At 30.9% G+C, this 13543-nt stretch carries 14 protein-coding genes; 10 read left to right on the forward strand and 4 right to left on the reverse strand.

Features of this window, described 5'->3' with window-relative positions:
- Positions 1–70 precede the first annotated feature (70 nt).
- Positions 71–382 (reverse strand): winged helix-turn-helix transcriptional regulator, encoded by a 312-nt coding sequence (locus JM172_RS14950; RefSeq protein WP_214483169.1) that lies wholly within the window; start codon positions 380–382, stop codon positions 71–73.
- Positions 383–649: 267 nt separating this feature from the next.
- On the opposite strand from JM172_RS14950, the gene JM172_RS14955 reads away from it, so the two are divergent.
- The 4 genes from JM172_RS14955 (at position 650) to JM172_RS14970 (ending at position 4846) form a co-directional block, all read left to right on the forward strand.
- The gene (locus JM172_RS14955) at positions 650–1261 is read left to right on the forward strand and encodes an NAD(P)H-dependent oxidoreductase (protein ID WP_214483170.1); all 612 of its coding nucleotides are present in this window, start codon (positions 650–652) and stop codon (positions 1259–1261) included.
- A gap of 808 nt (positions 1262–2069) precedes the next feature.
- A complete protein-coding gene (locus JM172_RS14960) occupies positions 2070–2258 on the forward strand; it encodes a hypothetical protein (protein ID WP_214483171.1) in 189 nt (62 codons plus the stop codon).
- 766 nt (positions 2259–3024) lie between these two features.
- The gene (gene sph, locus JM172_RS14965) at positions 3025–3978 is read left to right on the forward strand and encodes a sphingomyelin phosphodiesterase (protein ID WP_214483172.1); all 954 of its coding nucleotides are present in this window, start codon (positions 3025–3027) and stop codon (positions 3976–3978) included.
- 457 nt (positions 3979–4435) lie between these two features.
- Complete coding sequence (locus tag JM172_RS14970; RefSeq protein WP_214483173.1) at positions 4436–4846, forward strand: GNAT family N-acetyltransferase; 411 nt, start codon at positions 4436–4438, stop codon at positions 4844–4846.
- Between the two features lie 332 nt (positions 4847–5178).
- Here JM172_RS14970 and JM172_RS14975 read toward each other — a convergent pair whose 3' ends face one another.
- Positions 5179–6051 carry a DUF4367 domain-containing protein gene (locus tag JM172_RS14975; RefSeq protein ID WP_214483174.1) on the reverse strand — a complete coding sequence of 291 codons (873 nt, stop codon included), beginning with the start codon at positions 6049–6051 and terminating at the stop codon, positions 5179–5181.
- Positions 6044–6568, reverse strand: a complete 525-nt coding sequence (locus JM172_RS14980; RefSeq protein WP_214483186.1) for a sigma-70 family RNA polymerase sigma factor — start codon at positions 6566–6568, stop codon at positions 6044–6046. The genes JM172_RS14975 and JM172_RS14980 overlap by 8 nt, the downstream gene beginning before the upstream one ends.
- Positions 6569–7226: 658 nt before the next feature.
- Between JM172_RS14980 and JM172_RS14985 the strand changes: the two genes are divergently transcribed.
- The 3 genes from JM172_RS14985 (at position 7227) to JM172_RS14995 (ending at position 9252) form a co-directional block, all read left to right on the forward strand.
- Positions 7227–7559: a hypothetical protein gene (locus tag JM172_RS14985; protein WP_214483175.1), complete on the forward strand. Its 333-nt coding sequence runs from the start codon at positions 7227–7229 to the stop codon at positions 7557–7559.
- A 289-nt stretch (positions 7560–7848) separates the two neighbouring features.
- Positions 7849–8394, forward strand: a complete 546-nt coding sequence (locus tag JM172_RS14990; RefSeq protein WP_214483176.1) for a GNAT family N-acetyltransferase — start codon at positions 7849–7851, stop codon at positions 8392–8394.
- A 303-nt stretch (positions 8395–8697) separates the two neighbouring features.
- Positions 8698–9252 carry a GNAT family N-acetyltransferase gene (locus JM172_RS14995; RefSeq protein ID WP_214483177.1) on the forward strand — a complete coding sequence of 185 codons (555 nt, stop codon included), beginning with the start codon at positions 8698–8700 and terminating at the stop codon, positions 9250–9252.
- Between the two features lie 337 nt (positions 9253–9589).
- Here JM172_RS14995 and JM172_RS15000 read toward each other — a convergent pair whose 3' ends face one another.
- Positions 9590–10111, reverse strand: a complete 522-nt coding sequence (locus tag JM172_RS15000; protein WP_214483178.1) for a DinB family protein — start codon at positions 10109–10111, stop codon at positions 9590–9592.
- A 457-nt stretch (positions 10112–10568) separates the two neighbouring features.
- Here JM172_RS15000 and JM172_RS15005 point away from each other — a divergent pair, with 457 nt between their 5' ends.
- From JM172_RS15005 to JM172_RS15015, 3 genes are all read left to right on the forward strand, one after another.
- Positions 10569–11927, forward strand: a complete 1359-nt coding sequence (locus JM172_RS15005) for an erythromycin esterase family protein (protein WP_214483179.1) — start codon at positions 10569–10571, stop codon at positions 11925–11927.
- A 116-nt stretch (positions 11928–12043) separates the two neighbouring features.
- Positions 12044–12286, forward strand: coding sequence for an RNA chaperone Hfq (gene hfq / locus JM172_RS15010; RefSeq protein WP_214483180.1), 243 nt, complete (start codon positions 12044–12046; stop codon positions 12284–12286).
- 846 nt (positions 12287–13132) lie between these two features.
- On the forward strand, positions 13133–13348 hold the full coding sequence (locus tag JM172_RS15015; protein WP_214483181.1) for a hypothetical protein: 216 nt from the start codon (positions 13133–13135) through the stop codon (positions 13346–13348).
- Positions 13349–13543 lie beyond the last annotated feature (195 nt).

Raw genomic sequence — 13543 nt, forward strand, 5'->3', positions numbered from 1 at the left:
TTTGTGTTAGCCTCCTACTCAACAATTATTTATGTGTTAGGAGCTTTGTTGTAGTCACCATACGACAATCCTATATGATCTCTGACATTTGCAATAGGATTCCTCGGATTTTTTTACCTTTTTCAGTCAATCCATATTCGATATGTTGTGGGGCAGATTCTTTAATAACGTCTTTGAAGACTATTTCGTATTTCATCAGTTGTTTTAACGTAGTTGACAAGCTTTGTTTATTAGCATCAGGTAACCGCCTCAATAAATCGCTAAACCTATGATTTTTTTCAAGCGCTAATATTAAAAGTGGGGAATATCTACCGTCTATTGAAATAAGGATTTTTTCTAACTTGCTGAGCTGCGCACATGGTTTTTTCCTCGATAATGCCAAAGTTATAGCCCCCTTGTATGGTCAAAAAAATTTGACTTATTTACTAAGCAAACTTTTATATTTACAATTTACCGTAGAAGGATTAAAAAAACAAATCTTTCAAGTAATTGAGAATTGGTACCATTTCTCTTTTGATGTATTCTTGTTCAATTGCATGCATGAACATTATCTAAATATTACAGGATGATCACTGTAGGAACTTATTTTAATCAACATTGATGAAATCTTATACTTTATTACATTATTAATGAGAGGGGATTATAATATATGCAAAACTTTTCAGAAGCGTTAAATTTTCGCCATGCGACGCGCCACTTCCAATTAAATAAAATGATTCCTGAGAAAGATTTAAAGTTTGTCTTAAATAGTGCAATAAAAGCTCCATCTTCTTTAAACCTTGAGCATTGGGAGTACGTAGTTGTACAAGATAAAGATACAAAATCAAAACTTAAAGATGTGTGTTATAGTCAACAGCAAGTTGAAGATGCTAGCGCAGTTGTTGTGATTTTAGCTAAAAAAGAAAAATTACTAGACCCTAACTCTCCGGAAGTAAATCAATTAATACGTGAAAGGATTCCTGAAAATGGAATTCCAATTGCAATAAATTTCTTGCAATCGTTTCCTAATAGTGATGCATTTACAGCTTGGTCTAAATCCCAATGCTATATTACTGCAGCTTTCTTAATGATGGCTGCTGCTACACTAAAAATCGATTCATGTCCAATGGAAGGGTTTGTAAATGATGATGTCTTAAAATTACTAAACTACTCTTCAGAAGAATATGAAACAGCTTTAGTCATCCCTTTAGGATACCGAAGAGAACCTAGTACACCTGCCAAGGTAAGAGCGGCTCTGGAAGATAAAGTTACATTTGTTTAATACTAAATGGTTGATGGGTATACACAATTTAGCGTGATGCTTTTCACTCAAATTGTTAACGAATAGGTATTTGGAAAGTCAGTGAAAGCTGGCTTTCTCGTATCCTCTTTTCAAATGCACAAATTAGTAACTAATGAGCTTTTAACTACTATATTATCAACCTAACTCTTAGTATCGTTCAAGGTGATATGTATTGAGCTAAACAATTCTAAATTTCCTCTATAATTCAAATATGCTGTATACTTACGTGGAATGGCAGTCAACAAAGAAAACCGATTATTCATTTTCATTCTTTAAGGGTACGTTGTAGTGATATCATTACAAAAGACTGTTTTTGCATTAATTGTTGCTTTTGTACTTAAGAACTAAACACGTACACAACTGGAGTTCATGGAATCTATTCTTCTGTACAACAATGACTAAGCATGTTAAACAACGTTTTTTATTACTAATTGGATAACATATGCAACAAAGTATTCGAAAAGAGCCTCACAAAAAGATAATTGATACGTATTGGTTAGCTTATTTCGTGCTTTTATTGTACAAAATACACGGTGAAAAAATAAATATATTAATAAGTGCTATAAAAATATATAGAAATTTGAAGAAAAATGCTACAATTTCTCTCTAAATCGTCTCTCAAGCCAAAATCATCTCTTGAATAACTTTGGTAAAATGATAATAACCCCACCTTGCACTATAGGAAGAAAATCACTATAAAGTGCTCTTCCTATTTTACGGAGTTTAGGTGGCTAGGGCATGAGAAGGGAGAGGATTAAAGATTAGAGATGTAAAAAAGTATGAAAAAATGTCTGGAGAACTATTAAAAACCATTGGCTATGTAGATGGAGTTCTTGATAATAGGGCGAGCAAATCTATCGATGAAATAAGGAAAGCGGAGTATCTTTTGGACAGAATTCATCAAGATTTATCCCTTATGCAATTATTTATTAATAGAAGAAAGAAGATCACTAATCGAAGTAGGATTGCTAAATGAGGTGAGATGGTTGTCACAAAATATAGAAAAATTAAAACTTAAAAGCTCCTTATTGGTAGTAAAGGATATAGCTATTGTCTTCATGCTTTTAAGTTCATTAAATTGGTAAAGCCTTGATTAGTACATTGACACAGGGTTTTACCTATTTTTATTTTAGCGTTACATTAACGTATGTGTTGCTCAATTTTCGTTTTAACTCTCCACTTTTTACTATAACCTTCAAATTTCTCTCAAAATGCTATTACTCTTTAACATAATAGAGAATCATTTCTAAATCTTACGTTGAAGAAAGAAGAAATAAAGAATATCCCGCAGTGTGTTCCTAGATTAAATGAAGTGTAACTGACATTCCTGAATTTTGCTATTTACTTAGAAATTGTGATCAAATGGATGATCAAAAAATGTCCATAAATGAAGAATGGGATAAAAACGGTAAAAGTGACTCTACAGGTTATGCCCATGATTAACTATAGCTTTGCGGTTATTGTCGAATATATATTTTTCGATCTCAGTCTAATAAATTAGCAGTAGTTAGTAGAAAGAGTCATATTGGTACTATTTACATAAATTTTTCTATGACTATTTAATTTCAATATATGTATATTTAACTATTTTGAATATTTTTTATTGTCTAATAATATAAAAAATTGTAGGATAAAAATCTAACCTTGAATAATTCTTTTATTCGATCCTAAGCATTTGAATCAATGAAACTGGAGAGGAGAAGAATTTGACAAGTAAGAATTCTGAATAAGGAGTGAAATAAATGAAGAAGTGGATATTGGCTTTAAGTTCGATACTTGCAATTGTTAGTATTTTTCCAATCAGTGTGCCAAATGCAAACGACAATTATCCAAATGATTTTAAACTGTTGCAACATAACGTCTTTCTATTACCAACGTATATAACTAGTTGGGGACAAGCAGACCGTGCAAAAATGATCGGTGAAGCTGACTATATGAAAAATCAAGATGCAATTATACTTAATGAATTATTTGATAATTCAGCATCTGAGACTTTACTTTCAAAGCTTGAAGAAGAGTACCCTTTCCAAACTCCTGTTTCTGGTCGAAGTAAGGATGGCTGGGATGAAACGTTAGGTTTTTATTCTAATTTTGTACCTGAAGATGGTGGAGTTTCAATTGTTAGTAAATGGCCGATAGTAGAGCAGATTCAATATGTATATGAAAAGGGATGCGGTGCGGATTACTTTGCTAACAAAGGCTTTGTATATGCAAAAATTCAAAAAAATGATTACTTCTATCATATCATCGGAACGCATGCACAAGCAGATGATACAGGGTGTGGCGATGGTGAGGATGCATCAATCCGTCAAACGCAATTTCAAGAAATTAGTAATTTTGTAAAAGAAAAAAATATTCCAATTGAAGAAGTTGTATTTTTGGGTGGAGATTTCAACGTTATAATGGACAATGAGGAAGAGTACACTGAGATGCTAGAAACCTTAAATGTTGATCCACCAGGTGAATATACAGATCATTCATCTACATGGGACCCTGAGACAAATGGTATTCTTGGATATGAGTACCCTGATTTCGGCCCTCAACACTTAGACTATATTTTTGTAGAAAAAGATCATGCACAACCATCCTTATGGGTAAATGAAGTGTTGAATGTAAAATCCCCAGTATGGACTGCGATTGTAAACGAATATAATGAGTACTCTGATCATTATCCTGTTGCAGGCTATTCTAGATAACATTTATGTGAATGACACAATAAAGGAATTAAAGCTTTTTTAATCTTAAATATTGTAATTACACCGTGACGATCTTGTGCAATCGAGGGGTCAACATAGCTAGTTAAAGCATTCTTTAACAAAACGTTTAATACTTTATTTTACCCCCATCTTAAACAGATGGGGGTATATGCATTTTAGTTGGTTAATGATGAAAACGGCAAATATAAAAATTATAAATTGTATAAAAATCATGGCAACCTGTGAAAATCCATAGTTATACCTCAATAAGGCAGATTGTTAAATAACTAATTGTACAAATTAGGGGAGCTTGAAAATAACTATTATGATGTTATTTTGTTTTCTAAAATATTGTAGTTTTAATATAATAACAAGATGGCTGTGAAATTTTACGTTTATATAGGGTAATGAGGTTATTTAGAAAAAGGTGAAGTTAAGCAAGAAAGGGTGGCTTCTTATGAAGGAAATTAATTCAAATTTCATTCAACCTAGTATGAAAGAACTTTTATCCTTCGCAACTTCAGTAAAGAAAGTAGATCGAGAATATGAACTATATATCAAATCTCCAGTTCGAAGATTGTATGGATATGACTTTGAAGATAATGTTATTGGTTGTATAGGAATAGAATTACTAGGTTCAAAACGTAGTGAAATAAAGCATATTGCTGTAACTACAAAACATAGGGGAGAAGGTATAGGTAGTAAAATGATTAGTTTTATCAGAGATAAGCATTCATTATCTTTTATATCTGCTGAGACAGATAAAGATGCTGTTAATTTTTATAAAAATTATGGATTTAAAATAATTAGTTTGGGAGAAAAGTACCCAGGTGTAGAAAGATTTCAATGTATTTTAGAAAATAAATAGACCTATTCCGCTTAAACCTTTTGGCGCCTTTCCCGAAGAAGAGTGTTTTCCCTTAGTTAAAAGGAAACACATTCAGGACGACCTATAGTAGGCTAATCGACTCATTAATGGGTTCGTACCAGCGTCAAGGTTATAACTCGCAAAGTAAGTTGATACTTTTGTTAATCAGTAGACAGGTATTCGATTACCTGATTAATACCTAACCAAAAGCAACACGTTAATAAAAACTAGTTACATAAAGAAAAAGCGACTGCTTCTATTGGCAATCGCCTCATTAAATACAATATGAGGATGTCCTAATTATAAGAACCTCATACCGAAAAGTTCATTTACTATTCAAGCATCGATAATAGTATTTTTTCCATTTCTTCTTTTGATAAGATATCTGCTATCAGTATCATTTTGTATCCTTGTTCTGGAACAGTTATCCTCATGCCAGTTTTATTTATTTCTTCAGAGTTTCCAAAAACAAATTCAATTTCATACCCACTTAAAGAATAGGACTCGGATTTTGCAAAACCGCTCCACACATATTCTAAACCAGGAGTCATTTTTTGATTTATTTTCATCTGTGTAGTAAAGAAATTATTCTCTCCATTGCTATAATCTAATGAAAAAACTGATTCTTCACCTATATTGTAAATATGACCCTCTTCATCAACTAGTGAATAGCCCTCAGGTATATACTTTGGTTTTTCAAAGGGAAAACTGGCGTAATGTTGGGCTACAATTAGTGTAAATTTATCTTCGTAAAATGATATTTCTCTACCAATTTGATGTGATCTCTTTGCTTCTTCCTCATTAGGGGATCTATTCTCTTTTTCTACTTTACTTTTTATCTCGACCAATTCCTTTAATAATTGAGTATAGCTATTGAACTCTTCTTCTGTTAAATGCTCTTCGGCTATTGATAAGGAATATTCAACATAATCAAGCTTTTCTATATCCTCATCAGGATAAGTTTCCATTAAATTTTCTTTCGAACCAAATAATTGATTAATAAATGATTCAGCAGCATCTGCAATGTAAGTACCACCAAAAGTAATACCTGCCCCAATAATTATTAATGAAGCAACCGAACCAATCATCCAATTAGGATATCTTTTCTTTTGTTCAATTTTAGCTTGCTTGACCCCTAAAGCAACTCTGTTATTTAGTTCCTTTGGAATTTTAATCTTTTCTAATTCTTGTTTTATGTTATTCACAAATCTGAGCCTCCTTAAACTCTTTACGAAGCTTATGTAATGCACGATAAAAGACTGATTTTGCTGTTCCTAATGGTATCTTTAATAAATCTGCAATTTCCTTTAATGAATAACCTTGGTAGAATTTTAAAATAATGATGCTTTTTTCATCTTCATTTAATTGATTGAGCAATTCTTCAAGGGTAACCGATAGGGAAACATCTCCATCTTCAGACCCGATGAACTCTTCATGCTCTGGTTCTAATTGAATTACTTTGTTATTTTTTCTAGCTAAGTCAATTGCACAATTTATAGCAATTTTAATTAACCACGTTTTGAAATATTTTGGATTTTTCAATGTATCTATCTTTTTGAATGATCGGTATGCTACCTCCTGAACGACATCTAATGCATCATTTTTATTTTTTACATAAACATATGCGATACGGTATATATCTTCCTGGTAGAATTCAAATAGTGTTAGGAACGCTTTATCATCCCTTTTTTGCGCTTTCTTTATTAAACGTATTATGGTTATTCATCCTCTCAATATATGCCTTATATTTATTAGACAAATGAAAGCCTGTTTTGGCTTAAAAAATTTCACAAAATAAAATTTTCTACCATATTAGTAACTATTTGTAATTAATAGTTTCTTATTATAAAAACCTAATATCATGTTGGTTCAAGTTTAATTTTAAAAAATCGTTAGTTTTCATTTTGATCCAATGTGCTAAAGGTCAAAAAAATTAGTAAGTCATTAGGATAATTTAGTAAAGCTGCATGGACATTGTGGTTACTAGTGATCAATTATAATTATTGTTTTGTAGAAACGGAAAATTATAGTATATTATTAAATAAATATTTTTCCAAAAAATTATTAATTTATAGAGGTTACCGAAATGATTTTAAAGACAAATTACAAGTAAAGGATTAAAGAAGTTATCATTGGTTTTATTTCTGTTTTCTTTTATATTCCCTTATTACGCTAGTAATCCTTGCAACTGTTAAAGAAGTAAATATCAGGACATTTGCAGGAGTTATCGTGTTATTAGGATGGGCATTAATTTACAAATTACTGCTTTGATATTAATAACAATGGAGAAATACTTGTTAAATAAAGTGATATTGAGTTTCTAAGATGATAGATGCCTAAATTATAGTTAAGGGGTGGGATTGTTTGAAAAAATCTATCTATGCTTCTGTTTTGCATTCTTATTATTTTGATTAGTGGATGTGAGGCAGAAAATAAAACTGCAAACATTAATGGACCAGAAATGAATGTTTTTTACTTTGGTGAAGGTAAGAAGTGGTTTGCAACTTTTTCAGTAGCTAAAGTTAGAAGTTCTTATTTTGAGTCGATGTATATACAATACATCCAAGATCGTAACCCACACGAATATCAGTCGCCCACTGAAATTGAATATGTTTTAGATACTGGCTTTAGCAGTTTTAAGAGTAATTACCCTGTATCTTTAAAAGGTATTAAAAATTTTCATATAGCATTTGAAACAAGCCCTGAAGGATAGACCTTACACTACCTGAAGAAGTTACATTAGAAATAACTTGGGGAGAAGAAACTGAGACCATTTTGTTAAAAAAATCAAATTAAACATATTATTATGAGTCATCATTATAGTGGGTATTATTATAGGCCATATCTATAGATTTTATGATGTCCTCTTCCTAGAACATTTAATACAGGGAGGTACGCATTGTTAGGGATTATTTTTTCACGATTGTTCTCCGGAAGATTTAGTTAGTGGATGGGTATAGAACGTGTATTCTTATTATGTTATTTGAGGAGGAGTGTATAGTATGATTATTTTCAATCCTTTTCCTACTCTAAGAACGAACAGATTATTACTAAGGAAACTTGAATTAAGTGATTCAGATTTGATTTTTCAATTTCAGTCGAAAAAAGAAAATTTTAAGTATGTTGATATGCCCGTATACAAAAGCCATAAAGAAGCCCCAAATTATATTCATCGTATGAATAAGGGCGTTGAGAACAATAAGTGGATTATTTGGGCTATTGCAGATGTATTTACAAATAAAATATTAGGTACCATTACTATCTGGAACATTTCAATGAATCAATCAAAAGCAGAAGTAGGATATGTATTATTTCCTGAAAACGTAGGAAAAGGAATTATGACGGAGGCACTAAATAAAGTTATTGAATATGGCTTTAATGATATGAAACTTAAATCCATAGAGGCGTTTACGAGTTCATTAAACGGCAGATCAATAGCATTATTAGAAAAAAATAAATTTTATAAGGTTTCGTCATTTAGTGAAGAAACATCAAACGGAGAATCGGTAGAAATGGATATATATATCATAAAGTCTACTGATGAATGATAAAAGTATAAGAAACTAAAGAAGTGGCAATCCATAAATATATAAGCATGAAGGGGTTGTTACAAGTACAAATTTTCAGCTAGATTAGAAAAAAATTCACTATAGACTTGTATGGGGGTCTTTATGCCTACAATTTATTAATTTTCTTTTGATATTTATATACTATATTTTTACATATATAAACTAGGAGAGTGCATGTAGTAAAAATACATAAAGTAGCAATCCAAAATGTGATGTTCACCTGTGTATTAGACATATAAAAAAATTACTATGTGTGTTCCTTCACATCAAGGAGGAAGAACTATGGAACAGCGAAATATGGAATTTAAGATAGACTGTGGGGATATTTATTTACGAGAATTGAGAATTGAAGATTTAGATGAATATTTCGAAATAACTACACACCCTGGTGTTGCTGAGTTTTTACCAGATTGGATCTCAACGAAAGAACAAAGATTAGATTGGTTAGCAAACTGGGAAATCCCTGGTGGGAGAGAGTTCTTACAGTCCGTCCCTCATATTGGGACAAAAAGTTTAAAATTAGGGATAATTTTAAAAGAAACTGAAGAATTTATTGGCTGTATAACGACTTCTATAAAGGAAGAATTGCCGGCTCCAAATAGGGAGATTGGTTTTGTTCTATCAATGCACCATAGAAATAAAGGCTGTACAACTAAAGCTGTGAAGGCATTTACTAAATTTTTATTTGACAATACGAACCTGAAATCCCTCAATGCTATTGCTTTAACAAATAATGTAAGCTCAAATAGAGTAATAGTAAAAAGTAATTTTACTTTTATTGATACTGTAGTAATTGAGAACAAAAAATACTATCACTATATTCTTTATAACAAATAAATAATAATAACATAACAACTTAATTTTGGCAGGTAAGATAACAACTTAAAACATAAGTTGTTATCTAGCCAGCTGAGTCACAAGATACTAAAAAATGTATACTTTCCGACTGATGGGATTGTTTATCAGTTGCAGTTGAGCTCTATATATGATTTAGGGTTTAATCGCCCTTGGGCATTAGGTAAGGTGCGTTGACAATAATTTGTAACGAAAAAAACACACGTAACAACGTGTGTTTAAATAAGAGAGGGGAAAACAATATGAAAAATTGCTATAACCCTATTAAATAATAAAGTTGTGTAATTTCTGTGTGTATAATATGTGATTTTGTGGGAGTTTAATTAGCTACTGGTACATAAAAGCTATCAATGATTATTTCATTCAGCTGTTCCCAATGCCTTAATTCATGTAAGCCGATAAACTCCACAGATTGAGCCAAATTTAAATATTTAAATACCGGATTTGGAATTCCTTTCGTATAGTTGTCTTCGTTATCATTCATCTCATTGAGTACTTTTAACAATCCTTCTCTCGATTCTGATAAACATTGTAATAATTTATCTTTGGTCATAAAGTCATCTGTAGGGCCAAGTTCATCAGGAACTTTTACTTTTTGAGATCTGTCTAGCATTAATAATAGAGGTCTTTTTTTTGCTTCTTTACTTTCAGGATTTTCTAAGCCAGCTTTTATTAAAGATGTAAACCCTAGTTCACTCGTGTATAAATGATTAAGTAGTTGAGCAACGCTCCAACGGTCTTCAGATACTTTTTTATTCAATTGTTCATCAGAAAGACCATCGATTGTTGCTAGAACCTTATTTCTGATCATTTCAATACTCTTTAATTCAAATTCTAACATTTACCTCACTCCTTAAAAAAATTTACCAACATTAACCTATTCTATGTGTAATGAGATTATTCCTCTTTGGATGTGGATAGATTTTAAATGATAAAGTGACAAATTTAGCAGCTAACAACTACAGAATTGGCTTTCGCTTAAGATGAGGCTACTATAAAACGAAAATGGTATCAATCGAAGAAGTAAGTGAAGTAGAATCAGACGTAAATTTAGATGTCGAAATTAATGTAATTGTATAAGGAATTAATAGCTTATAAGATTACCCCTACTCTTTTGAGTAGGGGTTTTACTTTACATTTATGTCAGAAAATGTATTATTATGATAGAATTAAAATGATGTTGTGATTTGCAGTAATTCTAGTAGCAATTTGTATTTTTTAATGGAAGTCCATTTTTATCTATTAAACTAAACTAATACAAAATGTGATATCAAATAAATCAGGAGGGGATGAATCTTTTGAAGTTTATTAAAAAAAGCTCAGGTTTGATTATTATTTTTGTATGTATTAATCTAGTATTAAATTCTGGCTGTGCAAATAAAGAATTACTGAATGATCAACGAGAAAGTAGTCAAGAGGTCATTAATGAGGCGCAGATTAAACCAGGTTTCTATGAAGCAGCCAACGAATTTAAACGGATTGAACTAGAAAGTGATGATTATGGTGATCTGAATTTTTTAAAGGATGTACTTAAAGATAAAAGAATAGTCATGCTAGGAGAAAGCTCACACACGGTAGCTGAATACAATTTAATTAAAAGTAGGCTTATTAAGTACTTACATGAAGAATTAGATTATAATGTTATCGCATTTGAAAGCGGTTTAGCCGATGTAAATATTACAAATGAGATGCTTGTAGATAAGAGTGCAACTGAGGCGTTGAAAAATGCATTGTGGGGTATATGGTATACTGATAATAATATAAAGTTATTACAATACATAAAAGAACAGAAAACTTCAAATACCCCTATTGAAATTGCAGGGGTTGACATACAACCACAACAATTCACAAGTCAAGTACTATACAATTTTTTTGAAGATAAAAATAGAGATTTTGCAGAAGAACTTAGAGATGTAGAAGTTGAATTTTTTAAATTAATTAGATCAGATTTTAATAATGTTGAAAATCATGAGTGGGTTAAAAATACAGAAGAATTGATTGAGAAGTATAATGTATTATCTAGCCTTGTGAATCAAGGAGAGAATCAAACATTTCTAAAAGATGACATGAAAAGTTTAATTCTAATGATACTTAAGCAAAGAATGAACACCCTTATTGATGTCTATAATGATGAATATTTTAGTAGTAATGAGAGAGATAATGAACCGAGAGATAAACTAATGTCAGAAAATTTAGTGTATCTTCTTGAAGAAGTGTACCCGAATGAAAAGTTTGTTGTATGGGCTCATAATGGTCATATTATGAAAAATAGATCCAAGATTAAAGTAGAAAGTAGTGATGGTATTCCACCTTTTGTTACCTTTGTTGAACATTTACCTAAAAAGATTATAGAGGAATCATATGTTGTAGGACTTTATATGTATAGTGGGAAAAATACATATCTTAATGGCGAGGTTGTTGATGTAATTACCGATCATAAAAAAAATTCAATTGAGCAACATCTTTATCAGTCTGGACATCCAGTTACTTTTTTAAATATTGATATTAAAAATGATATGTCAAATAAGTATTGGTGGAATACTGAAGCAACGAGTAAGCTTTGGGGGTTATATGAAGAAACCTTTATCCCTAGTGAACAATATGATGGACTCATTTTAATTAAAAACGTTAATCCTGCTAAATTTCATCAAGATTAAATTTGTAGGAGTCTATTCGTTATAGCAGAGCTAAGAACTCTCATATAAACACAATAAAATGTTCATTTTATTTGGGTACAAACTACAAATGGAATATAAAGGAAGATGGTAGAAGTATGAAAAGTAATAAAAATCAAATTAATCAACAAGATACGCAGCTTTTAACAGCAAAAGAAAATCAATCACTTGTCACAATAATCTTGGTTAGTGGTTTTCAGTTTCGATGTAAGGTAATCGATTTTGACATTTTCACTGTACTTGCTGAAGTAGAAGGAAAACAACAATTAGTTTATAAACATGCTATATCCACAGTCATGGAAGGCTCTTCTATAGTAAAGAAACAAGCGACAAGGAAATAGCCTATTGCAGCTAAATATAGGTTGACATTTTAAACTAAAATAACATGCTAATTAACAAGAAAAACGTTCAGGTTAACCTGAACGTTTTATTATCGGAAAGTGTTATTTACTACCTGTTTTGTTTCGGACCGATGCGGGTTAGAAGTTTATCAAGCTAACTTTATTAGTTTTATGAAAGGGTTTAATAGCTCTGGAACAATCAAGAAAGAAAGACTACTATATAATATCCATGTTTCTGTTCAAATCTTAATGTAACTAGCACTACGCACAGTTGTCAATTATGAATATTATAGATAAAACACACATTGTTATGAATGAAGACATATTGGAACCTCAATGTTGAGAAAAAGATATTGTCACCGATATTAAAGATAAGGTGCTGTGAAACGTAAATGTTGAGACACAAACTGTTTTTAGCGAGATTTGTGGGTTGCATTATGATGAAAATGATTGGAAACCTTGATAGTTAAGGTTTCGCAATCATTCATCCGAAAAACAACATTAAACATTAACGCAGCCAAAGGTAAAAAAGATAGTCAAGATATAAACTATTGCCCCACCAAATTCTAAAATTATAAAACAAAATTTAATTCATTATAAATATATTTATATAAAATAAAGAAATACATAGTATATTAAAGAAAACTAGTATATTATCTCCCTAAATCGCCTCTCATGCTAAAAGCGTACTTTTTATTATTTTGGTAAAATTAAATAAATATCCAAATTTCCCCTCATGTGCTTATATAAAATATCTTTTCAATAGTAAAACGTTACAAGAAGGTAACGTTTTACTACTCTTTCAAGGCATAGAAGGGTAACGGAAGAGATAGGAGAGGATTTATATTGAAAGATGTAAAACAATATGAAAAATTATCCGGAGAACTTTTGAAAGCGCTTGCTTATTCAGATGAAATACTTAATAATAGAGCACACAAATCTATCGACGAAATTAGAAAAGCAGAATATCTTTTAGATAGAATCCAACAGGATTTATCAAAAATGCAATTAGCACTTAATAATAGAAAGATGAAATCTAACCGAGGTAGAATTGCTAAATGAGGTGACAATGTTGAGTTACAATATAAAAAAGCCAGTGTTAAAAGGTAAAGTGTACCCTTTGTAAAGGACATTTTAAAAAAAGCCTAGGCTACATTAAGAAGGTGATCTCTGTATTGAACGAGGGCACTGAAAAACTTACAGTTTTTTATTCTTATAATCTGAACACAAAAAAAGGCAATTTATCCTCTAAAATGA

Origin of the sequence: Bacillus sp. SM2101 (assembly GCF_018588585.1) — a bacterium.
GTDB classification, from domain to species: domain Bacteria; phylum Bacillota; class Bacilli; order Bacillales; family SM2101; genus Nanhaiella; species Nanhaiella sioensis.

Coding starts and splice junctions, on each gene's coding strand:
- JM172_RS14955 (WP_214483170.1), top strand. CDS start 650: ATGCAAAACTTTTCAGAAGCGTTAAATTTTCGCCATGCGACGCGCCAC.
- JM172_RS14960 (WP_214483171.1), top strand. CDS start 2,070: ATGTCTGGAGAACTATTAAAAACCATTGGCTATGTAGATGGAGTTCTT.
- sph (WP_214483172.1), top strand. CDS start 3,025: ATGAAGAAGTGGATATTGGCTTTAAGTTCGATACTTGCAATTGTTAGT.
- JM172_RS14970 (WP_214483173.1), top strand. CDS start 4,436: ATGAAGGAAATTAATTCAAATTTCATTCAACCTAGTATGAAAGAACTT.
- JM172_RS14985 (WP_214483175.1), top strand. CDS start 7,227: ATGCTTCTGTTTTGCATTCTTATTATTTTGATTAGTGGATGTGAGGCA.
- JM172_RS14990 (WP_214483176.1), top strand. CDS start 7,849: ATGATTATTTTCAATCCTTTTCCTACTCTAAGAACGAACAGATTATTA.
- JM172_RS14995 (WP_214483177.1), top strand. CDS start 8,698: ATGGAACAGCGAAATATGGAATTTAAGATAGACTGTGGGGATATTTAT.
- JM172_RS15000 (WP_214483178.1), bottom strand. CDS start 10,111: ATGTTAGAATTTGAATTAAAGAGTATTGAAATGATCAGAAATAAGGTT.
- hfq (WP_214483180.1), top strand. CDS start 12,044: ATGAAAAGTAATAAAAATCAAATTAATCAACAAGATACGCAGCTTTTA.